The sequence below is a fragment of the Acidaminococcus intestini DSM 21505 genome, assembly GCF_000425045.1.
In the GTDB taxonomy this organism is placed as follows: Bacteria; Bacillota; Negativicutes; order Acidaminococcales; family Acidaminococcaceae; genus Acidaminococcus; species Acidaminococcus intestini.
The window spans coordinates 111,125-137,864 of sequence record NZ_AULA01000002.1 but is presented as its reverse complement, the minus strand read 5'-3'; the positions used below and the strand labels follow the sequence as shown (position 1 = coordinate 137,864).

General features: G+C 50.5%; 27 protein-coding genes. 25 read left to right on the top strand and 2 right to left on the bottom strand.

The window, feature by feature from the left end; all coding sequences use genetic code 11:
• Positions 1-106 precede the first annotated feature (106 nt).
• The 14 genes from H503_RS0101730 to H503_RS0101650 all read left to right on the top strand — a co-directional run bounded on the left by H503_RS0101730 (position 107) and on the right by H503_RS0101650 (position 16,672).
• Positions 107-574 carry an NfeD family protein gene (locus H503_RS0101730; protein ID WP_009015945.1) on the top strand — a complete coding sequence of 156 codons (468 nt, stop codon included), beginning with the start codon at positions 107-109 and terminating at the stop codon, positions 572-574.
• Complete coding sequence (floA, locus tag H503_RS0101725) at positions 571-1,566, top strand: flotillin-like protein FloA (RefSeq protein ID WP_009015944.1); 996 nt, start codon at positions 571-573, stop codon at positions 1,564-1,566. Before H503_RS0101730 ends, floA begins: the two co-directional genes overlap by 4 nt.
• A 12-nt stretch (positions 1,567-1,578) precedes the next feature.
• On the top strand, positions 1,579-1,941 hold the full coding sequence (locus tag H503_RS0101720; RefSeq protein WP_009015943.1) for a hypothetical protein: 363 nt from the start codon (positions 1,579-1,581) through the stop codon (positions 1,939-1,941).
• Positions 1,942-2,047: 106 nt separating this feature from the next.
• Positions 2,048-2,710, top strand: a complete 663-nt coding sequence (locus H503_RS0101715) for an HAD-IA family hydrolase (protein ID WP_026385400.1) — start codon at positions 2,048-2,050, stop codon at positions 2,708-2,710.
• Positions 2,711-2,791: 81 nt separating this feature from the next.
• The gene (locus H503_RS0101710) at positions 2,792-4,084 is read left to right on the top strand and encodes an HlyC/CorC family transporter (RefSeq protein ID WP_009015941.1); all 1,293 of its coding nucleotides are present in this window, start codon (positions 2,792-2,794) and stop codon (positions 4,082-4,084) included.
• Between the two features lie 219 nt (positions 4,085-4,303).
• A complete protein-coding gene (locus tag H503_RS0101705) occupies positions 4,304-4,966 on the top strand; it encodes a M48 family metallopeptidase (protein ID WP_227077568.1) in 663 nt (220 codons plus the stop codon).
• A complete protein-coding gene (locus tag H503_RS0101700) occupies positions 4,963-5,922 on the top strand; it encodes a serine hydrolase (protein ID WP_014128749.1) in 960 nt (319 codons plus the stop codon). Before H503_RS0101705 ends, H503_RS0101700 begins: the two co-directional genes overlap by 4 nt.
• Positions 5,919-7,307, top strand: coding sequence for an NAD(P)/FAD-dependent oxidoreductase (locus H503_RS0101695; protein WP_009015938.1), 1,389 nt, complete (start codon positions 5,919-5,921; stop codon positions 7,305-7,307). The genes H503_RS0101700 and H503_RS0101695 overlap by 4 nt, the downstream gene beginning before the upstream one ends.
• A gap of 6 nt (positions 7,308-7,313) precedes the next feature.
• Entirely contained in the window at positions 7,314-7,589 is a 276-nt protein-coding gene (locus H503_RS0101690; protein ID WP_009015937.1) for a DUF1294 domain-containing protein, read from the top strand.
• Between the two features lie 99 nt (positions 7,590-7,688).
• Positions 7,689-11,105 (top strand): DNA polymerase III subunit alpha, encoded by a 3,417-nt coding sequence (locus tag H503_RS0101685; protein WP_016459650.1) that lies wholly within the window; start codon positions 7,689-7,691, stop codon positions 11,103-11,105.
• Positions 11,106-11,607: 502 nt separating this feature from the next.
• Complete coding sequence (locus H503_RS0101675) at positions 11,608-12,399, top strand: electron transfer flavoprotein subunit beta/FixA family protein (protein WP_016459649.1); 792 nt, start codon at positions 11,608-11,610, stop codon at positions 12,397-12,399.
• A gap of 13 nt (positions 12,400-12,412) precedes the next feature.
• Positions 12,413-13,423: an electron transfer flavoprotein subunit alpha/FixB family protein gene (locus tag H503_RS0101670; RefSeq protein WP_016459648.1), complete on the top strand. Its 1,011-nt coding sequence runs from the start codon at positions 12,413-12,415 to the stop codon at positions 13,421-13,423.
• A gap of 400 nt (positions 13,424-13,823) precedes the next feature.
• The gene (gene pyk, locus H503_RS0101660) at positions 13,824-15,572 is read left to right on the top strand and encodes a pyruvate kinase (protein WP_009015934.1); all 1,749 of its coding nucleotides are present in this window, start codon (positions 13,824-13,826) and stop codon (positions 15,570-15,572) included.
• Positions 15,573-15,754: 182 nt separating this feature from the next.
• Positions 15,755-16,672, top strand: a complete 918-nt coding sequence (locus tag H503_RS0101650; RefSeq protein WP_009015933.1) for an AEC family transporter — start codon at positions 15,755-15,757, stop codon at positions 16,670-16,672.
• A 47-nt stretch (positions 16,673-16,719) separates the two neighbouring features.
• Here the strand turns inward: H503_RS0101650 and H503_RS0101645 are convergent, their stop codons facing one another.
• Positions 16,720-17,838 carry an acyltransferase gene (locus H503_RS0101645; RefSeq protein WP_009015932.1) on the bottom strand — a complete coding sequence of 373 codons (1,119 nt, stop codon included), beginning with the start codon at positions 17,836-17,838 and terminating at the stop codon, positions 16,720-16,722.
• Positions 17,839-18,016: 178 nt separating this feature from the next.
• Between H503_RS0101645 and H503_RS0101640 the strand changes: the two genes are divergently transcribed.
• The 11 genes from H503_RS0101640 to H503_RS13025 all read left to right on the top strand — a co-directional run bounded on the left by H503_RS0101640 (position 18,017) and on the right by H503_RS13025 (position 26,415).
• The gene (locus H503_RS0101640; RefSeq protein ID WP_009015931.1) at positions 18,017-18,487 is read left to right on the top strand and encodes a hypothetical protein; all 471 of its coding nucleotides are present in this window, start codon (positions 18,017-18,019) and stop codon (positions 18,485-18,487) included.
• Positions 18,488-18,571: 84 nt separating this feature from the next.
• Positions 18,572-19,930: a Trk system potassium transporter TrkA gene (trkA, locus tag H503_RS0101635; protein ID WP_026385397.1), complete on the top strand. Its 1,359-nt coding sequence runs from the start codon at positions 18,572-18,574 to the stop codon at positions 19,928-19,930.
• 12 nt (positions 19,931-19,942) lie between these two features.
• Positions 19,943-21,388: a TrkH family potassium uptake protein gene (locus H503_RS0101630; protein ID WP_009015929.1), complete on the top strand. Its 1,446-nt coding sequence runs from the start codon at positions 19,943-19,945 to the stop codon at positions 21,386-21,388.
• A gap of 10 nt (positions 21,389-21,398) precedes the next feature.
• Positions 21,399-21,692, top strand: a complete 294-nt coding sequence (locus H503_RS0101625; protein ID WP_009015928.1) for a hypothetical protein — start codon at positions 21,399-21,401, stop codon at positions 21,690-21,692.
• An 82-nt stretch (positions 21,693-21,774) separates the two neighbouring features.
• Positions 21,775-22,716, top strand: a complete 942-nt coding sequence (prmA, locus tag H503_RS0101620; RefSeq protein WP_009015927.1) for a 50S ribosomal protein L11 methyltransferase — start codon at positions 21,775-21,777, stop codon at positions 22,714-22,716.
• Positions 22,709-23,452, top strand: a complete 744-nt coding sequence (locus tag H503_RS0101615) for a 16S rRNA (uracil(1498)-N(3))-methyltransferase (RefSeq protein WP_248604822.1) — start codon at positions 22,709-22,711, stop codon at positions 23,450-23,452. The genes prmA and H503_RS0101615 overlap by 8 nt, the downstream gene beginning before the upstream one ends.
• A 2-nt stretch (positions 23,453-23,454) precedes the next feature.
• Positions 23,455-24,762: a tRNA (N(6)-L-threonylcarbamoyladenosine(37)-C(2))-methylthiotransferase MtaB gene (mtaB, locus tag H503_RS0101610; protein ID WP_009015925.1), complete on the top strand. Its 1,308-nt coding sequence runs from the start codon at positions 23,455-23,457 to the stop codon at positions 24,760-24,762.
• A gap of 60 nt (positions 24,763-24,822) precedes the next feature.
• Positions 24,823-25,158 carry a histidine triad nucleotide-binding protein gene (locus H503_RS0101605; protein ID WP_009015924.1) on the top strand — a complete coding sequence of 112 codons (336 nt, stop codon included), beginning with the start codon at positions 24,823-24,825 and terminating at the stop codon, positions 25,156-25,158.
• Between the two features lie 94 nt (positions 25,159-25,252).
• A complete protein-coding gene (gene rpsU, locus H503_RS0101600) occupies positions 25,253-25,429 on the top strand; it encodes a 30S ribosomal protein S21 (protein ID WP_009015923.1) in 177 nt (58 codons plus the stop codon).
• Between the two features lie 20 nt (positions 25,430-25,449).
• Positions 25,450-25,899 (top strand): GatB/YqeY domain-containing protein, encoded by a 450-nt coding sequence (locus H503_RS0101595; protein ID WP_016459436.1) that lies wholly within the window; start codon positions 25,450-25,452, stop codon positions 25,897-25,899.
• A 156-nt stretch (positions 25,900-26,055) separates the two neighbouring features.
• Positions 26,056-26,415, top strand: a complete 360-nt coding sequence (locus H503_RS13025; protein ID WP_026385395.1) for a hypothetical protein — start codon at positions 26,056-26,058, stop codon at positions 26,413-26,415.
• 6 nt (positions 26,416-26,421) lie between these two features.
• Here the strand turns inward: H503_RS13025 and H503_RS12795 are convergent, their stop codons facing one another.
• On the bottom strand, positions 26,422-26,556 hold the full coding sequence (locus tag H503_RS12795; RefSeq protein WP_014128735.1) for a hypothetical protein: 135 nt from the start codon (positions 26,554-26,556) through the stop codon (positions 26,422-26,424).
• Positions 26,557-26,740 lie beyond the last annotated feature (184 nt).

The following is a 26,740-nucleotide window of genomic DNA, read 5'->3' as shown; positions in this document are numbered from 1 at the left end:
AGACCTTTGGATGATTCCAGAGGTCTTTTTTGCTGCTTAAAAAAGGAATTTCCCGTATGTTGTAGAATATAGAGGTAAACGCCTCTGATAAAAGGAGGGATTCCTTATGTTTATGACGTTTCTTCTAATCGGCGTCGTCTTGCTCATGGTAGAAGCTGCAATTCCCGGATTTGGGATTTTTGGCGTGACCGGTCTTTTCTCCCTCTTGGCCGCTCTCTTTCTCTATCTTGGCGGTGGAGGACAGGCGCTTTTCATTGTCGGTGCCCTGCTTTTTTTGACCCTTGTCCTAGGCTATTGGTTCTTTCACAAAGGCCCGCATAGCCGCATTGGGCGGCGCATTACCTTAGGACTGCGCTTTACCGCCGATAAGGGCTATGAAGCCACTGAACGCCTAACCCAGATGGTGGGACAGACGGGAACGGCGGCAACGCCCCTGCGCCCATCCGGACGCGTCGCAATCCACGGGGAGCCTTATGACGCCATGACCCGTGGGGAATTCTATGAGGCCGGCACACCGGTCAAAGTCATTGCCGTCAGTTCACGGCAGCTCGTTGTCGAAAAGGAGGTCCCATGATTGCTTTATTGAGCAGTTCCTTCGTTGTCCTGATTCTTTTTGTCCTCATTGTCCTCTTTCTGCACTTTGTGCCCCTTGGTCTTTGGGTGTCCGCTCTTGCCGCCGGGGTCAATGTGGGAATCTTTACCCTTGTTGGGATGCGGCTGCGCCGTGTTGTGCCCTCAAAGATTGTCCTACCCCTGGTGAAGGCTAATAAAGCCGGTCTTGATGTCAATGTGGATCAACTTGAAGCCCATTATCTTGCCGGTGGGGACGTGGACCGCGTTGTTGATGCCCTCATTGCAGCGGAACGGGCTGCCATCCCCCTTACCTTTGAACGGGCTGCTGCCATTGACCTAGCTGGACGCGACGTCCTGGAAGCCGTGCAGATGAGCGTCAATCCGAAAGTCATTGAAACCCCGTTGATTTCAGCCGTGGCCAAAAATGGGATTGAACTTAAGGTTCGGGCCCGTGTTACGGTTCGTGCCAATATTGACCGTCTTGTTGGCGGTGCCGGGGAATCGACCATCATTGCCCGAGTCGGAGAAGGCATTGTCACCACGGTAGGTTCCTCGGAAGAGCATACGGACGTCCTCGAAAACCCGGATCATATTTCCCGCACGGTCCTTAGCAAGGGACTTGATGCTGGCTCGGCTTTTGAAATCCTTTCCATTGATATTGCCGATGTTGATGTGGGACGCAATATTGGTGCCCAGCTCATGACAGACCAGGCCGAAGCCGATAAGAACATTGCCCAGGCAAAAGCGGAAGAACGGAGGGCCATGGCTGTGGCCAAGGAACAGGAAATGCGTGCCTATACGCAGGAAATGAAGGCCAAGGTCGTCGAAGCCCAGGCTGAAGTTCCGGCCGCCCTGGCGTCCGCCCTGCGTGAAGGACACCTGGGTGTCATGGACTATTACCGCATGAAGAACATCAATGCCGATACGGCTATGAGGGAGCAGATTGCAGGTGGTGAGCCCCTGCAGGGAGTGGATCATCCAAGTGAAGAGTAAGGAGGCCGCCGCATGGATCATTTCATTTTCTTTGTCTTCCTCGCTTTTATCGTTTTTTCCAATGCACACCTCATTGCGCGAAAAAAGCGTCCTGTCCTCAAGGAAAAGCGGCCCTTGCGGATAAGGCCAAAAAAGCGGCCGCATGAAGCACCCGCTCCTTGTGATGGAGCGGCGGCAGTCCTTGCGGAAAGTAAGGACCGCGGTCCCCTCAAAGAAAGCCTTGAGGAGCTAAAACCCAGCGTTCAGTTAGTCTCGAACCAGGAGGACCTGAGAAAAGCTCAAAAAGCCGTCCAGACAGCGCATAGGCGCCACAGCCGGCAGCAGAAACTGCGGGAAGGCATTCTGTGGAGTGTCATTTTAGAGAAAAAATGGTAAAATAGATAGGACCTTTGCTTTTGCTGACGGGACTGCGGCACTGCTGCAGCCCCGTTTTCCTGTCACTTTGATGGGGCCTTGCCCCTTTCTTGAAAGGAACGTACCTATGAAAGACGTGATATTCTTTGACCTTGACGGAACCCTCACGAAATCGGAGGAGGGAATCATCCGCTGCGTCCAATATGCGCTCAGGGAACTAGGCATGCCGGTGCCTGCAAAAAAGGACCTTTTTTATTTCATCGGACCGCCCCTTGTCGATTCTTTCCTGACCCTTCCTGGGTTTACCGAAGCCATGGCCCTTGAAGCGACAGCTCTGAACCGGAAACGCTACACTGCAATCGGCATCTTTGAAAATGAACTGTACCCAGGCATTACGGACCTATTGGAGGCGCTTGATGAGGCAGGGTTCCTGCTTGCTACGGCATCGGCCAAACCGGAAGTTTTTGTGCGCCACATTACCGATCATTTTGGCCTTACGCCTTATTTTCGGGAAATTGGCGGTGCTTCCTTCGATGCCTCCCGGCGAACCAAAAGTGCAGTCATCGCAGAGGTCCTGAACCGGCTTGGCCTTCAAAAGACAAAGGAACGCGTCCTCATGGTGGGGGATACGGCCTATGATGTTGAAGGTGCCCGCAAGATAGGCATCGACTGTGTAGGGGTAACCTACGGCTACGGAAAGGAAACGGAGCTTGCCGCTGCTCATCCTCTTGGGCTTGCTGCTACGGTAGAGGCCCTCAAGGACGGTCTTTTGACCCATGCCTTTGGCTGATGACGGCAGGCTCCTGATTTGACCTTGCTTCCCACTTTTTCTATAATAAGGGGAATCATCATCCTAAAAGGAAGTGTCACTTTGGAAAATCTTGAAATCCCATCAGGGATCCTTGCCCTGATCCTTGTTCTTTTTATCTTTTTTTCGGCGTTTTTTTCAGCGGCGGAAACCGCGCTGACCGGAAGCAACAAACTGCGGCTCAAGAATATCGCCCGCACGGGTGATAAACGGGCGAGCATCGTGATGAAACTCCTTGACAGTTTTGACCGGACGCTCACGACCATCCTGATTGGCAATAATGTCGTCAACATTGCTGCGGCCTCCTTGGCTGCTGCCGTCTCAACAGCCTATATGGGAGCTTCGGGCCTTGCCCTTGCTACGGTGCTGACGACAGTCATCATCCTGATTTTTGGAGAAATCATCCCTAAAGACCTCGCTAAGGATCAACCTGAAAAATATGCCATGAAATCGGCGCGGCTCCTTTCCGTCCTCGTCCTCCTATTTATTCCCTTTACCTTTTTGTTCCGTATCGTCAAAAAGGCCATGGGACGCTATGCTTCCAAGATGCCCCCTCGTTCTGCTACGGAAGAGGAACTCATGCTCATGGTTGATGAAGTGGAAACAGGGGGCTTCATCAAGAAAGCGGACAGCCTGCGCATCAAGTCAGCCATTGAATTCAGTGATATCCGTGTTCGGGAGATCATGACGCCTCGTGTCGACATTGAAGCCATCGATATTTCTGAGGGAAACAAAGCGGCCCTTGCCATTTTTTCAACAAAAGGATTCTCCCGTCTTCCCGTTTTTAAGGACGACTACAGTGAAATCATCGGGGCCGTCCATGCCCGTGATTTTTATGCGTCCTATCTCAAAGATCCTGATTTTGACCTCAAGACCATCTTGAAGCCTGTGGTTTTTGTCCATACTTCGACAAAAATTGGCCTTGTCATTCAAAACTTGCAGAAGGCCAAGGTGGAAATGGCTATTGTTGTCGATAGTTATGGGACCATTGACGGCCTTGTGACAACCGAGGACATTGTTGAAGAATTGGTCGGTGAGATTTGGGATGAACATGACCGCATGACTTCATCTTTTCGCAAGATTGCCCAACATACGTATCTTGTTAACTGCGATTCCAATGGACAAAACGCGAACCTCTTTGATCTTTTCCGCTACCTGGACCTTGATAATGCTGTCTATGGCCTGGAAAATAATTCCATCAGCGGATGGGTCATTGAGCGTCTGGGCGAAATTCCCGAAAAAGGGGCTTCCTTTGACGAAAAGAATCTCCATGTAACGGTGACAAAGACGGATGCCCACCGCGTGAAGGAAATTGTTGTTGAAGTGCGTCCTATAAAAAATGAAGAACATGGCTGAACTGTACCTGATCCAACTGATATGTAGGGCTTGCTTCTTCTAAAAAAAGCTTTTTCAAGACCTTCCGTTACATTGGGCGGAGGGTCTTTTTTGCCTCCCAAAAGGTCTTGGAATCATTTTCCTGACGCCTAGAACAGAGCTTTTTTCCTGACGGAGTCACAGCGCTGCTAAAATATTTTTCCCGTTTCAGGAAGGACATTGTGTTATAATAGAATGGCTATGGTATCTTCAAAACTTGTTTTTTCACGCCGAAGGACCCTTGCCCTTGAAATCGACCGGGACGGTCAGCTCATCGTGCGGGCCCCTTACGGGACGCCAAAAATATATATTGATCGTTTTGTAGCGGAAAAAAAGGAATGGATTGAGACGCACGCCGCGAGGATGCGCCGCCGCCGCGCTCGCTACGGAGCCCTTACTCTGAGGGAAGGGGAGACCCTTCCTATCTTGGGAAGGAACGTGACGCTTCGCATGACGGAAGAAAATGGCATTTCCTTCAAGGAAACAAGCGGGGAACTCTTTTTTCCTGTGACTGCGGCAAAGGTGGACCTGCAGCGCTATTTGTACGGGCTTTTAAAGGAGTTTTTACAGCGCCTTGTCAGCCGTTACGCTGCCCTTATGCAGCTTCCCGCACCGCCCTTTTCTTTATCCAAGGCACGGACACGGTGGGGTTCATGCAGCAGCCGGGGACATCTGCGCTTTAATTGGCATCTTGTTTTTTGCACGCCGTCAGCGGTGGAGTATGTGGTTGTCCATGAATTGTGTCATCTTTTTTCCATGCATCATGACCGCGTCTTTTGGTCTTACGTAGAAAGCTATCTTCCTGACCGAAAAGTACGGGAAGGATGGCTCAAACAAAACCAGGGGGTTATGGAAATCTTATGAGTATCAACAAACGGATTCTTTTGTGTCTTTTACTCCTGCTTCTTGTGGGTGGGGTATCCTTTCATCTCATTCATCAGAGCCCTAAATATATTGCCCAGAAAAAGGAAATTGAAAAACAGGAATCCCAACTTGTCCATGATAAGGATACAAAGCTGCCTTATACTTTCCTTAATAATGTCATTGCCCAGTCGGGGGCAACGAGTTCTGTCTATTATAAATCCCTCGATACGGGAGAGGTCTTTTATAACTTTTCGGGAAAGATGCCAGCTGGAGGACTCATCCGGCCTTACGTTGCAGCGGCGCTCCTGGATGCGGTGAAAGAGGGCAATCTGTCCCTTGATGAGACGGTCACCGTGACAGCCAAGGCCCTACGCAAAAAGAGCCCGGCTCTTTCCAAAATCAAGCCGGGGAGCAAGGTTCCCGTCCGCATCCTTTTGGAAGACATGATGCTCGATCAGGATGAAACCGCTCTTTATGAACTCGTGCGCTTTATCGGATGGGATGAAATCAATGCGTACCTTCTTCGAAAAGGGTATGCAGACACCATTTTGGGGAGCCCCGATCTTGTAAAAACGGAAGAAACGGCTGAGGACAAGGAAAAAAGTGAAACCATTTCCTATACCTCTGTCAATGATATGGTCACGCTCCTAACACGGCTCTATGAAGGAACCTGTGTTTCCAAGGAACTGGATGCCTATCTGTTGGGACTCATGGAAAAACAGAATGATCGGCAGCTTTTAGGTGCCCTGCTTCCGAAGAAACTGCGCCTTGCCCAGGTCTCAACCAGTGAGGGCCGCGTCCAAAATGCAGGGGGCATCATTTATGCCAAGGAAAAATACATCCTTGTCATCATGACGGATAAAGCCCTTCGCAAGGATGAAACCATGAAGACCATCAATCAGATTTCTTCCATTATTTTCAATACGGTCAATGACAAAGAGGTGTTCAAGAAATGAAAAGAGATGTAGCAATCATTGGCGGCGGTCCTGCGGCAATTTATGCCGCTTATGAATTTGCCCTGAAATACCCCGATATAAAAGTTGTGATTCTTGAAGAAGGGCATGCCATTGATTTCCGTAACTGTCCCATCATTGCAGGAAAGACCGAACAGTGTGTCCGCTGCACGCCCTGCAGCATTATGCGCGGCTTTGGCGGGGCCGGCGCCTTTTCTGACGGCAAATATAACTTTACGACGGAATTTGGCGGCTGGCTGAGTGATTACCTGCCGAAAAAGACCGTCATGGAACTCATTGATTATGTCGATGAAATCAACTGCCGCCACGGCGCGCCGGGGGAAGTCTTTTCCACAAAGAACTGTCGCATTGGGAAAAAAGCGCTGGGCCATGACCTGCATCTGCTCAACGCGAAGGTCCGTCATCTGGGGACCGATAACAACCGCCTCCTGATGGGAAGCATCTACCGTTTCCTTTTGGCTCATGGCATTGAAATCAGCTGCGATACCCAGGTGGACCATATTGAAAAAAAAGAGGATGGCTATCGCCTCCTCATCAAAGGGCAGGAAGAACCGGTGGACTGCACCTACCTCATTGGTGCTCCGGGCCGCGCCGGTGCCGAATGGTTCAGCAAGGAATGTGAACAGTTGGGACTTGACCTGACAAACAACCAAGTTGATGTCGGTGTTCGTGTCGAAGTGCCGGCTCAGGTCTTTGAAGATATCACAAATGAAGTCTATGAAGCCAAACTCGTATATACAACCAAGCAGTATGGCGACAGGGTCCGCACTTTCTGCATGAATCCCAATGGGTATGTCGTTGCAGAAAATACGGATGGAATCGTTACGGTCAACGGGCACTCCTTCAGCGATCCGGCCCGCAACAGCGGCAATACAAACTTTGCCCTTCTTGTGAGCAACAAGTTTACAGAACCTTTCAAGGAACCGCACCGCTACGGAAAACACATCGCTTCCCTGTCAAATATGCTGGGCGGCGGCGTCCTTGTCCAGCGCTTCGGGGATTTGGTCAAGGGCCGCCGAACCAATGCCCATCGTCTCAGCAAGAGTTTTCTACGACCGACCTTGAACGCCGTGCCCGGCGATTTGAGCCTTGTCCTGCCAAAGCGGCATTTGGACAACATCATTGAAATGATTTACGCGCTCGATAAGGTTGCCCCAGGAACGGCCAATGATGATACGCTTCTTTACGGTGTAGAGGTCAAGTTTTATAGTTCCCGTCTGGAACTTGATGGCAACCTGGAAACCCAGCTGCCCAATTTCTTTGCCATCGGCGACGGCGCGGGCATTACTCGCGGCCTTTCCCAGGCGAGTGCATCCGGTGTCTACGCCGCCCGCGTGATTGGTGAGCGCGCAGCGCGGAAAGGATAACCCGTCATGCGAGCCATCCTCGACCAGCCGCTGTTTTTGGCGTATCTTGCTGTCATCAATGTGGCGGCCTTCTTCATCTACGCCTATGATAAGTACTGTGCCATCCATAATAAATGGCGCATTCCCGAAAAGGTCCTGCTCCTTCTTGTCGTCTTTGGCGGCGGAATGGGGGCCTTTGGCGGGATGAAACGCTTTCGGCACAAGACGCAGCATATAAAGTTCCGCTTTGGTGTCCCTCTCATCATGTTGCTCCAAGTGGCGGGACTCATCTATCTGAAATAAGGAAAGTCCCGTACTTTTCTGCATCATCCGTTTGAGCTAGGGAAGGTGCTGCGCGATTTTGCGGCATCTTCCTGTTTTTTTATTGATAAGGAGTCCTTTATGGATCAATTTGTCCATCTCCATACCCATACGCAGTTCAGCCTCCTAGATGGGGCCTGCCGGATTCCGGACCTTGTCAGTTATGCCAAGGAGCTGGGAATGCCGGCCCTTGCCATTACCGATCATGGTGTCATGTATGGTGCCATCGAATTCTATCAGGAATGCGTCAAGCAGGGAATCAAGCCCATCATTGGCTGCGAAGTCTATATTACAAGCGGTTCCCACACCGTAAAGAATATGGAGGCCCGCGGCAAGCTTTATCATCTGATCCTTCTTGCCGAGAATCGGACAGGGTACCAAAACCTCATGAAGCTTGTTTCCATTGGGCAGGTTGAAGGCTTTTACTATAAGCCGCGCATTGATAAACAGGACCTGCGCAAATATCATGAAGGCCTTATCTGCCTCAGTGCCTGTGTGGCCGGAGAAGTGGCCCGCCACATCGTGCGGGGCGAAAAGGAAACGGCGGAAAAGGTCATGCTTGAGTACCTTGACATCTTTGGAAGGGACCATTATTATCTCGAAATCCAAAATCATGGTCTGCCCGAGGAAAAGGCTGTGGCCGACGAACTCCATCACCTGGCCCGCAAATATAACGTGAAGCTTGTTGCCACAAATGACCTCCATTATGTCCATCAGGACGATGCCAAGGGTCAGGATATCCTCCTGTGTATCCAGACCAATGCCCGCTATCTTGACCCGCAGCGCATGCGCTTTAATAACGACTCCTATTATCTAAAGAGCCGAAGCGAAATGGAAGCTCTTTTCCCTGATGACGCAGAGGCTCTTGACAATACTCTTGAAATCGCGGACCGCTGTGATCTCACCCTTGAATTTGGGCATCTTCTCCTTCCTGAATTCCCACTTCCCGAAGGGGAGACGAGTATGGATGCGTATCTGAAAAAGCTCTGCGTCAAAGGATTTCAAGAGCGCTATCCCAAGGATGATGGATCGGCTCAAAAGCGGATGGACTATGAACTTGGTATCATCCGTCAGATGGGCTATTCAGGTTACTTCCTCATTGTCTGGGACTTCATCAATTACTGCAGGACCCATGATATACCCGTTGGTCCGGGCCGTGGCAGTGCCGCCGGAAGCATTGTTGCGTACCTTACAGGCATTACGGACATCGATCCCTTGAAATATAACCTCATCTTTGAACGTTTTCTTAATCCGGAACGCGTGAGCATGCCGGATATTGATACGGATATCTGTTATGTGAAACGCCATTTGGTGGTGGACTATTTGGCCAGTAAATACGGAGAAAGCCACGTGGCCCAGATTGTCACCTTTGGGACCCTGGCGGCCAAGGCGGCAATCAAGGATGTGGGCCGTTCGATGGAAGTGCCCTTGAACGTTGTCGGGCAGGTCAATAAACTCATCCCCAATACACCGGGGACAACCCTTAAAAGTGCCCTTGAAGGAAGCCGGGATCTCCAACAGCTCGTCCAGAACGATCCCAGCATTGCCCAGCTCATGGACTTTGCCGGCCGTGTCGAAGGCATGCCGCGTCATACGTCGACCCATGCGGCCGGGGTTGTCATTACGCCGGGAGAACTGACCAATTACGTCCCGCTCCAGATTACCTCGACAAGCGATGATGACCATGAATATATCTGTACCCAGTATGACAAGGACTGTTCCGAGGCCTTAGGCCTTCTTAAAATGGACCTTTTGGGGCTCCGGACCCTCACTGTCATTGATGATACGGTGAAGATGATCGAAAAGAATCAGGGCATCAAGCTTGATATCCACCATATTGACCTCGAAGATCCCAAAACTTGTCAGATGCTCTGCGCAGGTGATACGGCGGCCGTCTTTCAAATGGAATCAGACGGGATGACCCGACTGATGAAGGAACTGGGACCGGAATCCATGGCCGATCTCATCCCTCTTGTGGCCCTTTATCGACCGGGCCCCTTAGGAAGCGGTATGGCGGAGGACTTCATTGCCGGCCGTCATGGAAAGCGCACGGCTAGGGTCCTGCATCCTCTTATGGAACCCATTGTAGCCGATACGTACGGCGTTATCCTTTATCAGGAACAGGTCATGCAGATTGTCTCCGTGCTCGGCGGTTTTAGCTTGGGCGAAGCCGATATCCTGCGCCGCGCCATGGGAAAAAAGAAGGCAAAGCTCCTTGACAGCATGAAGGAAAAGTTCCTTGCCGGCGCGGCAAGGGAGCACCAGATCAGCCGTCAGCTGGGGGAAGAAATCTTTGCCCTGCTGCAGCACTTTGCTGGTTATGGCTTCAACAAATCCCATTCTGCCGCCTATGCCCTTGTGGCCTACCAGACAGCGTATCTTAAAGCCAATTATCCGGTGGAATATATGGCGGCATTCCTTAACAGCGTGATCACGGTAGCGGAAAAAGTCAGCTGGTATATCAGTGTCTGCCGCGATATGGGCATCAAGGTCCTGCCGCCTGACATCAATTCCAGTGAAGCCGCTTTTTCCGTTGATGGCGATAATGTGCGCTTTGGCCTTGGCGCCATCAAGAGCGTCGGGGAAACGGCTGTAGCCGTTATCCTCAAGGAAAGGGAAAGACATGGGCTTTTCAAGGACTTTTTTGACTTTGCCAGCCGGGTAGACCTGACCAAGGTCAACAAGCGGGTCGTGGAAAACCTCATCAAAAGCGGTTCCATGGATACCTTTGGTTATCGTCGCCGTCAGCTTCTTGCCATCATGGACCGGGCGCTTGACGCGGCGGCCCAGGATCAGCATGACCGCATGACAGGGCAGCTTTCCCTGTTTGGCGGCGATACGCGGCAGAGCGCTGCGGCCATCCCTATCCCGGACCTGCCGGAAATCCCTAAGGACGAAGTCCTGCGTCTTGAAAAGGAACTCATCGGATTTTACGTCACGGGCCATCCCTTGGACGCGTTCCGCAAGGTCCTTTCGTCCATGACCGGTATTGCCCGCTGCACGGAGGAACACTATCATGACGGCGAACGCGTGACCGTTGGCGGCCTCATTACAGGTGTCCGCATCCGCTCAACGAAAAAAGGGGAGCGTATGGCGACCTTTATGCTGGAAGATTTGACTGGCAGCATCGGCGTCATTGCCTTTCCCCGCACGTATGGGGAGTGCCGCAGCCAGATTGAGGAAGATCAGCCTGTCGCCATTACGGGCATGCTGAAATTTGACGAAGAGACACCGCGCCTGTTTGCCAATCGCATTGAACCTTTGCGGGAGCGCGAAAAGGAAATCCACCTTTTCATTGGCAAAGGACGCAACACGCCCGATGTCCAAGCCCAGCTGGGCGCCATTTTCAGCGCCTTTCATGGGAAAAATCCTGTCTATCTTCATGTGGAAGAGACCCGGCAAGTGATCCGTACGCGGCCCCAGTTCTGGGTGGACGGGAAGGCACCGGGATTTACCGACGCCATCAAAAGGGTCCTAGGGGAGGAGGGCCTCCGCTGAGTCATGTCTTTTCATAAGGGTCCCTGCAATTTTGACAGGGACCCTTTTTATCCTTCTCTGGAATCTTCCGTTTCTGTTAGCGGAAGAGGTTCAATGGAAGGACCATCTTCGGCAATCAGGAATAGGGGGCTTTTCTTATAGGAGAAAGGAAGAGGAAGAGGGAGAAAAATGAGTCTTCATGCCTCTTTTTCATTTCTTTCCTGTCGTTTAGAAGGAATGCTTCATAAGTTAAATATTATATGTAACTTCAATGAGTTCAGTAAAATCATAGCTTTTCTCTTTGCCGATTCTCACAAGATTGGGCAAAATAACCAAGTTGTACGTTACAAGTGGACAATGAATGTGAATATAAAACGTAAATTTTCTCAATTTTGTAAAGAAAATAAAAATAATGACCATTCCTCCGCTCATAAGAGCCTTCTAACTTGCATGACGCTGGTCTCCGTGTTACAATAAAGCGGTATGGATTGAATATTTCAAGTTTTTAGGAGGTCGCTTTGTAATGAACATCTTTGTATGTGTTAAACAGGTACCGGATACCGCCGAAATGAAAATCGACCCGGTTACCAACAACCTCGTCAGAGACGGTGTCACCAATATCATGAACCCGTATGACCAGTATGCTTTGGAAACGGCTCTGGAAATCAAAGATTCCATGGGTGCCAAGGTTACGGTCATCACCATGGGACCGCCCCATGCTGAATCCGTCCTGAAGGATTGCCTTGCTGTCGGTGCTGATGAAGCTATCCTCGTCAGTGACAGAGCTTTCGGCGGCGCTGATACGCTTGCTACGAGTGCTGCCCTGGCTGAAACCATCAGACATCTTGGGATTCCTGATCTCATTATGTGCGGCCGTCAGGCTATTGATGGTGATACGGCACAGGTTGGTCCTGAAATTGCTGAACATCTGGATCTGCCGCAGGTTACGGCTGCCCTGAAAGTTCAGGTCAAAGATGATAAAGTCGTTGTTGACCGCGACAACGAAAATACGTCCATGACCCTGGCCATGAAGATGCCTTGCGTCGTTACGGTTATGCGCAGCCCTGAACTTCGTTTTGCCAGCATCAAAGGCAAGATGAAAGCCAGAAAGACCCAGGTTCCTGTTTACAGCGCTGACGATCTCCAAATCGACCACAGCATCATCGGTAAAGCCGGCTCCCCGACTCAGGTCATGAAGAGCTTCACTCCGAAAGTTACGCAGGTCCATGGCGAAATCTTCAACGATGAAGATCCTGCAATTGCTGTCGATAAGCTGGTCAACAAGCTGATCGCTGACAAGATTATTACGAAGTGAGGTAGGGATAACAATGGCTAAGAAAACCGGTAACGAAAAAGATTTATGGGTTTATTGCGAACATTACGAAGGTAAACCCGTTCATGTCGTATACGAACTGCTCGGCGAAGTTAGAAAAATGGCCGATAAGTGCCATCAGCGTGTTGGGGCTGTCCTCCTGATTGATGATCCGAAAGACATCCCTCAAGACCTGATCGCTCATGGCGCTGACGTTGTTTACGTTGTCCGTGATCCAAAGTTTGCTCATTATTCCACGGAACTTTACACCAACGCTTTCGCAGAATTGATTACTGAATATCGTCCTAACGCCATCCTTATCGGCGCTACGAATGATGGCCGTGACCTTGGTCCTCGCGTGGCTGCCCGTGAACGTACCGGTCTGTGCGCAGACTGCACCATTCTGGACGTCGAAGAAGACGGACTTGTTGAATGGACCCGTCCGGCTGCTGGCGGTAACATCATGGCCACGATCCTCTGCAAAGAAGACCGTCCTCAGATGGGGACCTGCCGTCCGAAGACCTTCAAGGCTCCGGAAGCTGATCCTTCCCATAAAGGTGAAGTTGTTGAATATACCCTGAAACATCAGATTGAAGACCGCGTTGAAGTCCTGAGAAGAGATCCGGTCGTCACCGAAGGTGAAATGGCCATCGATGATGCTCCGTTCGTCTGCTCCGGCGGCCGCGGCATGAAAGCCAAAGAAAATTTTGCCCTCCTGCAGGATCTGGCCCATGTGCTCGGCGGTGCAGTTGGCGGTTCCCGTGCTGCTGTCGATGAAGGTTTCATCGAACATCCTCGCCAAGTTGGCCAGTCTGGTAAGACCGTTACGCCGAAGATTTACTTCGCCTGCGGTATTTCCGGTTCTGTTCAGCACAAAGCAGGTATGAGTAAATCTGATACCATCGTCTGCATCAACAAGGATCCGGATGCTCCGATGTTTGAAATCTCCCGCTATGGTATCGTTGGCGATGCCCTGAAAGTCCTGCCTCTGCTCACCCAGAAGATCAAGGAATTCAAGGAATCCTAATTAGCGGCACTCCTATGAAGTTTCGTAAAGCCCGAGCCTTTTTGGCCCGGGCTTCTTGCGTTTTCTCTCGAAAAAAGAAGGTCAAGAGATTGCCCTTTTCTGGTCAAAGGGATTTGCCCCGCTACTTTCTTTGTAGTACAATGAAATGAGCCGGTTTCAGGAAATGTCACTTGCTGGATGGCTAAGGAGAAGGTCCTCATTCTTTACCTGGATTGGTTCCGTACCGATCCTGTTCTGGATGGAAAGTTCCCCTTCCTTGCGAGGGCAATCCATGCGCACCGCGGCTTGTGGGCTATACGATCTATTTCCTGGGATGACGGCTTTTTTACAGGGATGGATGAATACAACACCAAAGACTCTCCCCGGTGGGAAGAAAGGTCAAGATAAAGGAGTTCTTACCATGAAAAAAACGAAGATTATTTGTACTTTGGGTCCGGCAACGGACAGAAAAGAGATCCTTGTCAAGATGATTGAAAGCGGCATGGATTTGGCTCGTTTCAACTTTTCCCATGGATCCCATGAGGAATGTGCCAAACGATTGGCCCTTTTGAAGGAAGCCATTGCCGAAACAGGCCGTGTCATCGGTTTTATCGGCGATACAAAGGGACCGGAAATGCGCCTGGGCCTGTTTAAGGGGGACAAGGTGACACTGAAGGACGGGGACGCCTTTACACTGACTGCAGAAGCTTGCGAGGGCACAGCGGAAAAAGCCCATGTAAACTACAGCGGTCTTCCCCAAGAGGTGAAAAAAGGTGATACGATCCTTCTGAATGATGGGAAACTGACCCTTCGGGTAGAATCAACGACGGATACTGAAATCCATACAACGGTCACCAACGGCGGGGAGATTTCTTCCCGTAAGCGTGTCGCTGTGCCAGGGGCTATCTTGAAGCTGCCCTTTATGTCGGAAGCAGACGTGTCCGATATTACCTTTGCGGCAAATGCGGGAATGGATTATATTGCAGCCTCCTTTGTACGCAGCGCCGATGATGCCATGCAGATCCGGCGCCTTCTGGAGAGCCTCGGCTCCAATATGGGCATCATTGCCAAGATTGAAAACCAGGAAGGCGTCGATAACATCGATGAAATCCTGAAAGTTGTCGACGGTGTCATGGTCGCCCGTGGTGATTTGGGTGTCGAGATTCCTATGGAAGATGTTCCTGTTGTCCAAAAGCAGATCATCGCAAAATGCAATGCAGCTGGCAAACCTGCCGTCACGGCAACCCAAATGCTTGAGAGCATGATCACAAATTACCATGCCACGCGTGCTGAGGCAAGTGATGTGGCAAATGCCATCTATGACGGGACCGATGCCATCATGCTGAGCGGTGAAACCGCTTCCGGTGCCTATCCTGTCGAAGCCGTGGAAACCATGAGCCGGATTGCCAAACGGACTGAAGCTTCCCTTGACTATGTGAATGTCTTTAAACATAAAGGCATTGGGGCACAGGTCCAGATGACGGACGCTATTTCCCATGCCACGGTGCAGATTGCTCAGGAACTTGATGCCAACGTGATCCTGTCCATTACGGAATCTGGATACACGGCCCGCATGGTTGCCAAATATCGTCCCCACGCCATGGTAGTCGGTGTTTCCCCGAAAGAAGAGAGTCTGCGCCGCATGGCGCTTTATTGGGGCGTCGTTCCCCTTAAAGGCCTCAATAAACCCAATACGGATGCCCTTATTGACCTTGCCGTCAACGAAGCCAGAAATGCAGGTCTTGTCCGGAAAGGGGATTCGGTCATTGTCACGGCGGGTAAGAACGTGGGGAAAGTAGGAAGTACGAACCTTATTCAGGTTGTCAATGTCGGTGAAATTGTCGTCAAAGGGCAGGGCATTGGCCGTAAATCCGTTACGGGCGAAGTGGCCCGCGTGGAGCATCTCAGTGATATCGATAAAATAAAAGAGGGTTCCATTCTTGTCTGTTCCGCCCTTGAAAACGAAATGGGTGCCAAAGCGGCCCAATCAGCGGGCATCATTGCTGAAGAAGGGGGCTTTACCTCGCCGGCGGCCATTGTGGGCATCAATTTCGGAATCCCTGTGATTGTTGGGGCCGCTGGAGCCATGAAGGAACTGGAAGATGGCGATGTGGTGACCCTTGACGTGGAGTCCGGTACGGTCTATGCCGGGAAAATCAACGTCAAATAAAAAGCGCATTGATGGATCTAAAAAACTTTACAAACAGCGTCACGGAGGCTTTTTTCCGTGGCGCTGTTTTGGTTATTCTTAAAAATACTAAGGCCCTTTCGTGAATTTAAAAAGAAGGCAATGGCCGCTTTTCCCGTTTTCTTGGAATCCAATCTGCTACAATAGAATTAAAATGGAGGAAGGTGAAGAATGTGGAAGGCTTTTGGCAGATGCTCTCCATCCAGATGCTGCTTTTTGTCTATATGGCCATTGGCTATGGACTGCGTAAAGGGAAAATCCTCAAAGCGGAGGCGCGGGATGCTTTTACGGAATTTGTCATCCTTGTTACCCTGCCGTGCATGATCTTTGAGTCCTTCCAGATTACCTTGACAGTTGAAACGCTGCAAAAAGGGCTCCTGAGCCTTTTTGTCGCCTCTTCTGTGGAAGTCCTTTCACTCATAATCAGCAACGTAGCCTTTCGGTTCTGTAAAAAAGATGAGATTCCTATCATGCGCTACGGGACGCTGGTCAGTAACTCCGGTTTTGCCGGTCTGCCGGTTATTGAAAATGGGTATGGGCTGGACGGTCTTTTTTATGCCAGCCTCTATATCATCCCTACAAGGATCCTCATGTGGAGTGCGGGCATCAGCCTTTTTACGACGGCACCGCGCTGGGAGCGTATAAAGAGGGTCCTATTCAACCCGGGCATCATTGCCGTAGAACTGGGGCTCCTGCGGATGCTCTTTGAACCCGACCTGCCGCTGGTTGCCGTGAGTGCAATCCACGCCTTGGGTGAATGCACGACGCCCCTTGCCATGATCATTGTGGGGATGATTTTGGCAGAGATTCCATTAAAGAACTTCCTATCGAGCAAGGCTTTGCTTCTATCCGCTATCCGTCAGCTTTTCATGCCGTTGGTGCTCCTTCTTAGCCTTCACGGCCTTCACATCGATCCCCTTCTGACGGCGGTCGCAACCATCCTTACGGGAATGCCTATCGGGTCTACGACGGCCATCCTTGCTGCAAAATATGGGGCCAATGCGGAATTTGCTTCTGCCTGTGTCTTTACGTCAACCGTGACAAGTCTCGTGACGGTGCCCTTTTTGGCTCTTTTCCTCTAAAAAAGAACTCCCAACAAATCCATGATTGGAAGTTGCTGGGAGATTTTTTATGCCTTATTGGGTAAACGTGCCAGAAGGTTTCTTTTAAGGGGCGGGACGATGCGTTGCAAAAGACCGGCCGCAACATAGGAGACCGTGACAAGGAGCACGTAAAAGACGGGCATGGGGAATCTGTCAAAGGGAACGATGGCTCGATCGATCCAGTAGCTTAATTGGTCGAGAAAGAAGGGATGGATGAGGTAGATATAAAAGGAACGATCCGATATTTTTTCCAATAAAGGCAGTTTTCCTTCAGGATAGCGGTCCAGAACGGCACTGGCAAAGAGGATGAAGATGACTGTATAGGTCAGGCCCGGTGTGGAAAGCTGCTGCAGTGCATTCGTCGTATCCTCAAGGGGCATGTGATGGATGAGGATCCAGCGGTAGAAGATCAGCGTGTTGCAGCTTGCAGATAGCACAAAAGCCGCGCCCAAGACTTTTTTCCATTTTCTGATGAAGGTAAGGAAGGCCTCATAATGACGGGCAATGACGCCGCCCATCATAAAGACAAAGAGATAGAAGAAGGGAAAATAGTTCAGCCTGTATTGGAGCAGGTCATACAGAAGGGGCGTATCGACAACCCATTGGGGATAGGCCCAGAAGTGGGCACTGACCCGGTATAAGAAAAGCTCTAAGATAAACAGGATGGATAGGCTCAGATAAAGGCCCATGGCTTCCATCTTTTTCATGAGGCTTCTCCATAGGGGAAAGAGCAGATAGAACCACATGAGGATGACGAGAAAATAGATGTGATAATTTCCCAGTCCAAAAAAGAGGGTGAAAAGCACGTATTTGGGATGCCACATGGCAAGGTTTCGGGCCATGAGACTTGCGACACCCATATAAAAGAGGCTCGTCACTACATAGGGAATCCCGATGCTCTTGAATCTTTTCTTGATAAAGGACCTATACTCCAAGGGCTTTTCCAAGGGATGGGAATAAAAAAGTCCGTAGCCGGAGATAAAAAAGAAGGTGGGCACGCTGTAGCGGCTCAGCACTTCACACAAAAGGTAGAGCCAGTTCCATGGTGTACCGGACTGCATGACAAGGTCACCGACGTGGATGGCAACGACGCCCAGCATGGAAAGGGCGCGCAAATGGTCAAAGATAATGTTTCGTTTTTTCATAAAAGAGCTCCTCTAAACGGTGTTTCCTTAACTTATCAATTATAATATACCCAAAGGGAAAAGGCCATCGAAAAAATCAACTGGTCAGATGGACCTTGCCTTGCTACAATGAAAATAAGAAAGGAGGGATCCCTATGAACCATCATACAATGCAGGCTTTTGCGCGGGGGAGCCTTTTTTGGCTTTCGCTCTTATGGTGCAGCAGCTGCGTATTTTGCTGCCTTTGCCGCCTTTTGTGATGACGCTCATCATCGGGAGCCTTGTCAATTTGTCCCTGGTCCTTGCGGGGCGCTTTACGGCGCCTGCCGTAATCTGGGCCATGAGTGCGGCCCTGCCTGCAGTGGCCTTTATGCAAGGTCATCTGGCCCTTCCCTTCATGATTCCTGTGGTCTTTTTCTCAAACGCGGCTTACGCTTTTTTCTGTAAAGAAGCGCAGCGTGCGCGCCTTCGTATCTTGATTGCCCCGCTTTTCAAGGCATCCTGTATGACAGCGGGGCTTTTTGCCGTGAGCTCCCTCTTTCAGGTCGGCCCTCAACTCGTCTGGCGGTTTCTTCTGTTCTATGGGAGCATGCAGTGGGCGACCTCCTTTTTAGGCTGCCTCTTTTTCGAACTTGTGGCTCGGCGTCTTGCTGGAAAAGAAAGTGTATGAAATGGTACAATCATATGGCTTTTTGGAAAGGCCCGTTATATAATAGATTGATACGCTTTTAGATTTGCTGTGGGGGAGAACAAAATGCAAATTATCGTTGTCGGCTGCGGTAAGGTGGGACGAAATATCGTTACGCAGCTTATCAAGGAAAACAATAATGTGACCGTCATTGATACCAATGCGGACCTCATCCACCATATTTCGACCAACTACGACGTCATGGGTATCATAGGCAACGGCTCAAGTTTCAACGTCTTGCGGCAGGCCGATCTTAAGCATGCGGATATGCTTATTGCCGTGACGGAAAGCGATGAAGTCAATCTTTTGACCTGCGTCATTGCCAAACTCAATAATAGCGGCTGTCACACCATTGCCCGTGTGCGGAGCCCGCATTATTCGGAGGAAAGCCATTTCCTGCAAAAGGGCCTGAATCTTTCCATGACCATCAATCCGGAACTGGAAGCTGCCAAGGAAATGACGCGGCTCCTTAATTTTCCTACGGCAATTGATATCTTCAGCTTTGCCAAGGACCGAATCGATATGCTGCGCTTCCGCGTTCCCCAGCGGTCCATGCTCATTGGGATTTCCTTAAAGCAGTTGGCGCAGCTGACGACAAATAATCTGCTTATCTGCATCATTGAACGCAATAGTGAAATCATTGTTCCTAACGGGGATACAGTCATCATGAGCGGCGATATCCTGACCATCATGGCTATGCCCAGCGATGTCGAGGAATTTTTCCGCAAAATCGGTGTCAAGACAAACAAAGCGGAAAACGTCATGATTGTCGGCGGCGGAGCTACAAGCTATTATTTGGCCAAGCTTCTTTCCAGCCGCAATATCCACGTGACCATCATCGAAAAGGATATGAAACGCTGCGAAGAGCTTGTGGATGCCTTGCCCGATGTAACTGTCGATTGTGGGGATGGAACGGACCGCCAACTGCTTGATGAGGAACATCTGGAAAATATGGACGGCTTTGTGGCCTGCACGGGCATCGATGAAGTTAACGCCATCCTTTCCCTTTACGTCATGAACCGTGTGAAGAAAAAGGTTGTCACAAAGCTGAATCATGTCGATTTTGGGGAACTTTTGGATAACCTTCATCTGGACAGCGTCATCAATCTGAAGGAGATTACGGCCCAAAAGATTGTGCAGTATGTCCGGGCTGCCGGCAACAGCATGGAGTCCAATGTGGAAACCCTTTATCGCCTTATGAATGGGCGCGTCGAAGCCATGGAATTTTTCATTGATAAGGATTCCTTGGTGACCGGGCAGAAGCTCGTCGATATGAAAATCAAGGACGGTGTCATCATTGCTGGAATCCTGCGCGGCGGCAGGCTGATTATCCCAGGCGGTCAGGATGAATTCCGGATTGGGGATACGGTCATTGTCGTAACAACCCATATCGGGTTCCACGATATTTATAATATTTTAAAATAGTGGGGTGAGGCCATGAATTATGCTGTGATTGGAAGGATCCTTTCCTGGGTCCTTCGTACGGAAGGCCTCTTAATGCTGCTTCCCTGCCTCATTGCCCTCATTTATGGGGAGTGGCAGGGCCTGGTCTATCTTGCCCTGGGAGTCGGGGCCATAGCGGCAGGCTGGCTCCTTTCCCGCAAAAAGATTGCCAATCCCGCCATCTATCAGCGCGAAGGCTTTGTGTCCGTTGGGCTTTCTTGGGTTGTCCTTTCCCTTTATGGAGCAATTCCTTTTGTCATTACCGGTGAGATTCCGGTTTTTCTTGATGCCCTTTTTGAGATTGTGTCAGGGTTTACGACGACAGGTTCTTCCATATTGGCCAATGTGGAGGCGCTCTCTCATACAAGCCTGTTTTGGCGGAGCTTTTCCCACTGGATTGGCGGGATGGGCGTCTTGGTCTTCATTCTCATGATGATCCCCTCAGGCAGCGGTGGTACGCAGATCAATCTCATGAAAGCGGAAAGCCCCGGTCCTGATGTATCAAAGTTCGTGCCCCGTGTAAAGAACACGGCCATCGTCCTTTACCGTATCTATCTTGGTATGACCCTTCTCATGATTGCCATCTTGGCTTTTTCTGGGATGAACTGGTTCCATAACCTGTGCATTACTTTTGGCACAGCGGGAACGGGGGGCTTCGGGGTCCTCAACAGCAGCTGCGCTGAGTATACGCCCTTTCAGCAGTGGATCATCACCATTTTTATGATTGCCTTTGGCGTCAATTTCAGTTTCTATTACTTGCTTCTGACAAAGAATTTCTATGAAGCCTTCCATCTGGAAGAAGTGGGGGCGTATCTTGCCATCATCCTTTGTGCCGGCCTTGCCATTACCTGGCAGATTGAACCGCGGTATGGCAATTTTGAGGAAGCCCTGCGCGTGGCCTATTTTCAAGTCGGTAGCATCATTACGACGACAGGGTTTTCAACGGTGGACTTTGACCTATGGCCAAGCTTTTCCAAAACCATCCTTGTCATGCTCATGATCATCGGAGCCTGTGCCGGATCAACAGGGGGCGGCGTCAAAGTCAGCCGCGTTGTCCTTGTCATGAAGAGTATCAAGCAGGAACTGCGCCAAATCATTCATCCCCATGGTGTACAGTGTGTCCGGATGGACAAGAAGACCGTGGACCGCAAGGTCCTCAGTTCCCTTTATGTCTATTTGACGAGTTATTTCTTTGTCTTTGGTCTTTCCGTGCTTGCCATCAGTCTCGAAAACTTTAGTTTTACGACCAACTTTACGGCTGTTGCGGCCACCCTCAACAATATCGGACCGGGACTTGCAGAAGTGGGTCCGAGCCGTAACTTTGGCGTATATGGAGACTTTTCCAAGTTGGTCCTGATCTTTGATATGCTCGCTGGCCGTTTGGAACTGCTCCCCATGCTGCTGCTTTTTTACCCACGGACTTGGTCCAGCAAATGCTAAGGAGCCTCATATGACAAATGAAGTGGAATACTGGACGGAGCGTCTTATAAAAGAAGTTGTCCTGCTGGGTCACCCTGCTGAATTTGGACGTCTGCTTGCTGCAAATTTGGGCTCTGAAAAAAGCATCCGCCGTTTGGCCCTTTATGTCGCGCACAATCAGCCGGCTTCGGCTGAGGACATTGCTGATGAAATGCTTGCCATCTGCGATGAACGAGACGCATGGCGCCGTAAAAAGGAAGCTGAATATTACAGCCAAAAAGTGAACGCGTGGTATAATCGAGACCGCAAAAAAGACCAGGACTGAGGGCCTGGTCTTTTTTTCGGCTGTATGACGGAGCGCCCTACCTGTGGTATAATGAGCTGATAACAAAGAAAGGATGAAGCAAATGGATACTTGGCAGCAAGTCAGCATCAGTGTAACCCGTGAAGCCGTCGAAGCAACAGCCAATCTTTTTTGTGAAGCCGGCGCCCGTAACGGAGTTGAAATAGACGATCCCCTGCTCCTCAAGGAGCTCAAGGAACATACAACGTGGGAACTGTGTGACCTTCCCATGCCGGAAGAAACGGAGATTGTGACCGTTTCTGCCTATTATCCTGAAGATGAAGAACTGTCCGGACGCCTTTCCACCATTAAGGAAGGCTTGTCAGAGATAGAAAAGAGAATTGGCAGCTTCCAGGTTGGTCAGCTCCGCTTCCGTAAGGTGAGTGAAAAAGATTGGGCCAATGAATGGAAGCAGTATTTCCATACGACGAAGATCGGCAGTCAGATTGTCATCAAACCCGATTGGGAAAGCTATACCCCGACGGCGGAAGAAAAAGTCATCGAACTTGATCCCGGTATGGCCTTTGGTACGGGAACGCATGCTACAACGCGGATGTGTATCGAACGCCTTGAGGAACTGGTCACGCCCAATATCGATGTGTATGACGTCGGTACAGGAAGCGGGATCCTTGCCATGACGGCCGCGCTTATGGGCGCCCGTTCCATTCATGCCATTGATATTGACGGCAAGGCTGTGGAAGTGGCCAAGGAAAATATTGCCAAAAATCACCTTTCCAACCGGATTACGGTCAAAAAGGGCAATCTCCTCGATGATGCCGATGAAAAGGCCGATCTCATTGTGGCAAACATTATTGCTGACATCATCATCACGCTCCTTCCCGATGCATTCAAAAAGCTCCGTCAAGGCGGGCTCTTCCTCGCCTCGGGCGTCATCAAGGAGCGCCTTTGCGATGTGGAAAAAGCGGCTCGGCAACATGGTTTTACTGTCCTTGATGTTAAAAACCGTGCTGGTTGGACCGCAATCACCATGAGAAAGGATGCCTGACGTGTACCGTTTCTTTTTAGGCAAACCCTTTGCCGATACCCTGGAAGTGACAGGCCAGGATGCCCATCACATGGGCCATGTCCTGCGCATGAAAGTAGGGGACGAGGTTCAAATCGTAAGCCTTGACCAGATTGCCGCCGTTATGAAAATTACGGCCTTTTCCAAAGATGCCGTCACCCTTGAAACAGTACGGATCCTTGAAGAAAACCACGAACCGACAGTGAGGGTCACCCTCTATCAGGGGCTTCCCAAGCAGGACAAGATGGAATGGATCATCCAAAAAGCCATTGAACTGGGTATTTCGGAGATCCAACCTGTCAGTATGGCTCATTGTGTCGTTCGCCTTGATGAGGGGAAAACTGCCAAAAAGCTGGAGCGCTGGCAAAAGATTGCTGAGGCAGCGGCCAAGCAAAGCAAGCGGGATATCGTCCCTGTTATCAAGGCCCCTCTGCCGGTAGCGCTCGCCCTGACTTCCTGTGAAGCGGACCTAAAGCTCATGGCCTACGAAGTCGAGGAAGAAGGCAGCCTGCGCAGGACTCTTCAGAAGACTCCTGATGCAAAATCCATTGCTCTTCTCATTGGGCCTGAAGGCGGTTTTTCAGGGGATGAATTTGATCTTGCTGCTGCCCATGACTGGCAGTCTGTCAGCCTTGGACCACGCATCCTGCGCACGGAAACCGCGGCTCTTGCGGCCCTTGCGGCTATCCAATACGAAACCGGAAACCTGGGAGGTTAAGTGTGAAGCACAGCATCAGTTTTTATACTCTGGGCTGCAAAGTGAACCAGTCCGATACGGCTTCCATGGAAAAACTTTTCCGTGAAGCTGGCTATGAAATCGTTCCTTTTGGAGAAGCCAGTGATATTTGTCTCATCAATACCTGCGTCGTCACCAATATGGGGCAGGGGAAATCCCGGCGCATGATCCGCCGTACCATCAAACGTGATCCCAAACCGCTCATAGTCGTTACAGGGTGTTATCCCCAGACGGCGCCGGAAGAGGTTGCGGCCCTTGAGGGCGTGGACCTGCTTGTCGGCAACCGTGACCGGGCCCGCATCGTTGAGCTTGTGGAAGAGCGCCTCGGTGAGCGGGACGCGGCGCCCGTCAATGACGTCCTTGACCTGCCTGTAGGCAGTGAATTTGAAGATCTTGCGGCTTCTGTCGATGACAGCCGTGACCGGGCCTTCCTAAAGATTCAGGAAGGCTGTGATCAGTACTGCTCGTACTGCATCATCCCCTATGCAAGAGGTCATCTGCGTTCCCGACCGCTATCAAGTATCCGCCGCGAAGTGGAGCACCTTACAGAAGAAGGGTATAAGGAAGTCGTTCTCCTTGGTATCCATCTTGGCTGTTATGGTAAGGAGACGGCAAATGGCGAGCGTCTCTCCGATGCCGTTAGCGCTGCCCTTTCTGTACCGGCCCTGTGCCGTCTGCGCTTAGGCTCCTTGGAATCGGTGGAAGTCCAGCCGGAGCTCCTTCGGCTCATGCAGGAAGATCCGCGTTTTTGCTGCCATCTTCATTTGCCTCTTCAATCTGGCTGCGATAAGATACTAAAGGCGATGAACCGGCCTTATGACACAGCCCGCTTCAAGGAGCTCATTGATAGGATCCGTGCAGCTGTTCCGGATGTAGCCATTACAACGGATATCATAGTCGGATTCCCGGGGGAGACGGAAGCTGACTTTGCCCAAACCCTGACCTTTGCTGAGGCCTGCGGCTTTGCCAAGATCCATATCTTTCCTTATTCCAAACGCAAGGGAACGCCGGCAGCAGAACGGAAGGACCAGCTTTCCAATAAGGAAAAGGAAGACAGGGTCCATCGTTTGGAGGCAGTGGACCGCAAAGGAAATGAAATCTTCCGAAAGACCCTCATTGGGCGCCAGTACCCCGTCTTGTGGGAACAAATAGGCAGGAAAGGGCTTTGGGAAGGTCTCACACCCAATTATGTCCGGGTCTACCTTAAGTCCGAAGAAGACCTTACGGGAACCCTTACGACCGTTGCCGTAACCGGCCTTTTTGATGATGGCGTCCTTGCCGAACCCTGCTGACAGTCAGTGATGAAGGGGACGCACTCAAGCGTCGCCCGTCAAGAGAAAGAGGTGTTTTTTATGAGTGATTGTGTATTTTGTAAAATTGTTTCCGGTGAGATTCCAAGCCCCCGCGTCTATGAAGATGATGAAGTCATTGCCATCAATGACCTTAGTCCCATAGCACCAATCCATGTCCTCATCATTCCCAAGAAACACACGGAAAATATCGTTACGGCGCCGGTGGAACTGGTGGCTCATGTAAAGAAAATCCTGCCGGAAGTAACAAAAAAACTTGGAATTGCTGAAAAAGGCTTCCGTCTCATTGTCAATACAGGCGCCGAAGGCGGCCAAACAGTTCCTCATTTGCACTTCCATATCCTGGGCGGTAAAGAACTAGGTTGGCCGAAGCTCTAAAATCGTTGACAGGTACCCCTCTTTTACGGTATAATAACCGAGTGTTAATGTTAAATTACACTTCCCGAAAGAGATCGTGGAGGGAGGGATATAGATGACTGAGATCAGAGTTGGCAAAACTGAATCCATTGACAGTGCGCTTCGTCGTTTTAAGCGTGCGACTCAGAAGGCCGGCGTCCTCTCCGAAGTGAGAAAACGCGAACACTATGAGAAGCCCAGCGTAAAACGCAAAAAGAAGTCTGAAGCTGCCAGAAAACGCAAATCCAGATAATTCGTTTGGGGGCTTTAGTGATGTCTTTACGAGAACTCTTGCAGACGGATATGAAGACCGCCATGAAAGAACGGGAAAGCGGTAAGGAACGCCTTTCCGTCCTGCGTATGGTCTGGGCTGCTGTCCGGAACAAAGAGATTGATGAAAAGACCGAACTTACGGATGATGCCGTCATGGCCGTCTTGATGAAAGAAGTCAAGCAGCGCGAAGACACCATCAAGGAAATCAAGGATGCCAATCGTCCTGACCTTGTCGCTAAGAACGAAGAGGAAATCGAGATTCTTAAGAAGTATCTCCCCGAACCGCTCAGTGATGAGGAACTGAAAAAAGTGATTCAAGATGTCATTGCCACAACCGGCGCCAAGTCCATGAAGGACATGGGAAAGGTCATGGGCCGGGTACTTGCCCAGACCCAAGGCCGCGCAGCTGGTTCGCGCGTCAGTGCCCTCGTCAAGGAATTGCTCAAATAGTAAAAAACTCCGAATAGGTGAGCCTATTCGGAGTTTTTTGTTTTTCACCAGCCATTGGGAAAGTCCTCAAAATCATCGTAAGATTAGACAGGGAGAGCTTTTGTTTGTTCCCCATCTTCTTTTTTATTCTTTTTAACTTCCTAAGGGGATGTAGTGATGGTCATTCCGGCAGAAAATAAAAATCTTCCAACCAATGACCAGAGAGGAGAAAAATTCATAAAATTATGCTATAACTTGGTTCCTCACGCATTTTTGGGGGATGCCAAATCATACGTAGGTAAAGACAGGTACCGAATCAAGGTAAAAAAGTATCTGTCGTTCTTGTACCCATACGCATTTCGTTTGGCAACCGTGATTTTGTTGTTGCATCCTTCCAATCGGCCTGTGTTAATAGGGCATTTGGCGGGGGTTGCCAGACCGTCGATTCGCTTTTCCTTCAGCTTGGCGAATGGTGTCCCAATGGATGCCCGCTATCTTCTGCACGCCGGCAATCGTAAGGCCCTGGGAAAGCAGTGATTTAATCTACACAGCGGCCCGTTTGGTGATTCTCGTTCCAGGACATCTGTACGGATTGAGTTCCGTAATCGTTTCCTGACAGCAAGGGCACAGGAAGCGGTACCCCTCGAAAAGGACAGTGCGCCTGGCATTTGGCTGCATAGGCACCGTCCTTAGGCGGGTTCGGTACGTGCCATAGACATGCATCGGCTCTCCGCAGCAAGGGCAGAGGAAATCGGTATGATGTTTCTGGCCGGTGACCACCCATGCCGTGGAATCATCCAAAGGATCTTCAGGGAAGAAAACAAGGTAATTGGGGTCTTGACAAAAAAGGTCTGCTTGAATA

Bases quoted from the DNA above. Each gene is read 5' to 3' on its own strand.
- H503_RS0101615 (WP_248604822.1), top strand. From the start codon at position 22,709: ATGCCTGACGTGTACCGTTTCTTTTTAGGCAAACCCTTTGCCGATACC.
- H503_RS0101670 (WP_016459648.1), top strand. From the start codon at position 12,413: ATGGCTAAGAAAACCGGTAACGAAAAAGATTTATGGGTTTATTGCGAA.
- rpsU (WP_009015923.1), top strand. From the start codon at position 25,253: ATGACTGAGATCAGAGTTGGCAAAACTGAATCCATTGACAGTGCGCTT.
- H503_RS13025 (WP_026385395.1), top strand. From the start codon at position 26,056: ATGGTCATTCCGGCAGAAAATAAAAATCTTCCAACCAATGACCAGAGA.
- H503_RS0101705 (WP_227077568.1), top strand. From the start codon at position 4,304: ATGGTATCTTCAAAACTTGTTTTTTCACGCCGAAGGACCCTTGCCCTT.
- H503_RS0101685 (WP_016459650.1), top strand. From the start codon at position 7,689: ATGGATCAATTTGTCCATCTCCATACCCATACGCAGTTCAGCCTCCTA.
- H503_RS0101675 (WP_016459649.1), top strand. From the start codon at position 11,608: ATGAACATCTTTGTATGTGTTAAACAGGTACCGGATACCGCCGAAATG.
- H503_RS12795 (WP_014128735.1), bottom strand. From the start codon at position 26,556: ATGCAGCCAAATGCCAGGCGCACTGTCCTTTTCGAGGGGTACCGCTTC.
- prmA (WP_009015927.1), top strand. From the start codon at position 21,775: ATGGATACTTGGCAGCAAGTCAGCATCAGTGTAACCCGTGAAGCCGTC.
- H503_RS0101715 (WP_026385400.1), top strand. From the start codon at position 2,048: ATGAAAGACGTGATATTCTTTGACCTTGACGGAACCCTCACGAAATCG.
- H503_RS0101700 (WP_014128749.1), top strand. From the start codon at position 4,963: ATGAGTATCAACAAACGGATTCTTTTGTGTCTTTTACTCCTGCTTCTT.
- H503_RS0101595 (WP_016459436.1), top strand. From the start codon at position 25,450: ATGTCTTTACGAGAACTCTTGCAGACGGATATGAAGACCGCCATGAAA.
- H503_RS0101690 (WP_009015937.1), top strand. From the start codon at position 7,314: ATGCGAGCCATCCTCGACCAGCCGCTGTTTTTGGCGTATCTTGCTGTC.
- H503_RS0101695 (WP_009015938.1), top strand. From the start codon at position 5,919: ATGAAAAGAGATGTAGCAATCATTGGCGGCGGTCCTGCGGCAATTTAT.
- H503_RS0101720 (WP_009015943.1), top strand. From the start codon at position 1,579: ATGGATCATTTCATTTTCTTTGTCTTCCTCGCTTTTATCGTTTTTTCC.
- floA (WP_009015944.1), top strand. From the start codon at position 571: ATGATTGCTTTATTGAGCAGTTCCTTCGTTGTCCTGATTCTTTTTGTC.
- H503_RS0101625 (WP_009015928.1), top strand. From the start codon at position 21,399: ATGACAAATGAAGTGGAATACTGGACGGAGCGTCTTATAAAAGAAGTT.
- H503_RS0101645 (WP_009015932.1), bottom strand. From the start codon at position 17,838: ATGAAAAAACGAAACATTATCTTTGACCATTTGCGCGCCCTTTCCATG.
- H503_RS0101630 (WP_009015929.1), top strand. From the start codon at position 19,943: ATGAATTATGCTGTGATTGGAAGGATCCTTTCCTGGGTCCTTCGTACG.
- H503_RS0101605 (WP_009015924.1), top strand. From the start codon at position 24,823: ATGAGTGATTGTGTATTTTGTAAAATTGTTTCCGGTGAGATTCCAAGC.
- pyk (WP_009015934.1), top strand. From the start codon at position 13,824: ATGAAAAAAACGAAGATTATTTGTACTTTGGGTCCGGCAACGGACAGA.
- trkA (WP_026385397.1), top strand. From the start codon at position 18,572: ATGCAAATTATCGTTGTCGGCTGCGGTAAGGTGGGACGAAATATCGTT.
- H503_RS0101730 (WP_009015945.1), top strand. From the start codon at position 107: ATGTTTATGACGTTTCTTCTAATCGGCGTCGTCTTGCTCATGGTAGAA.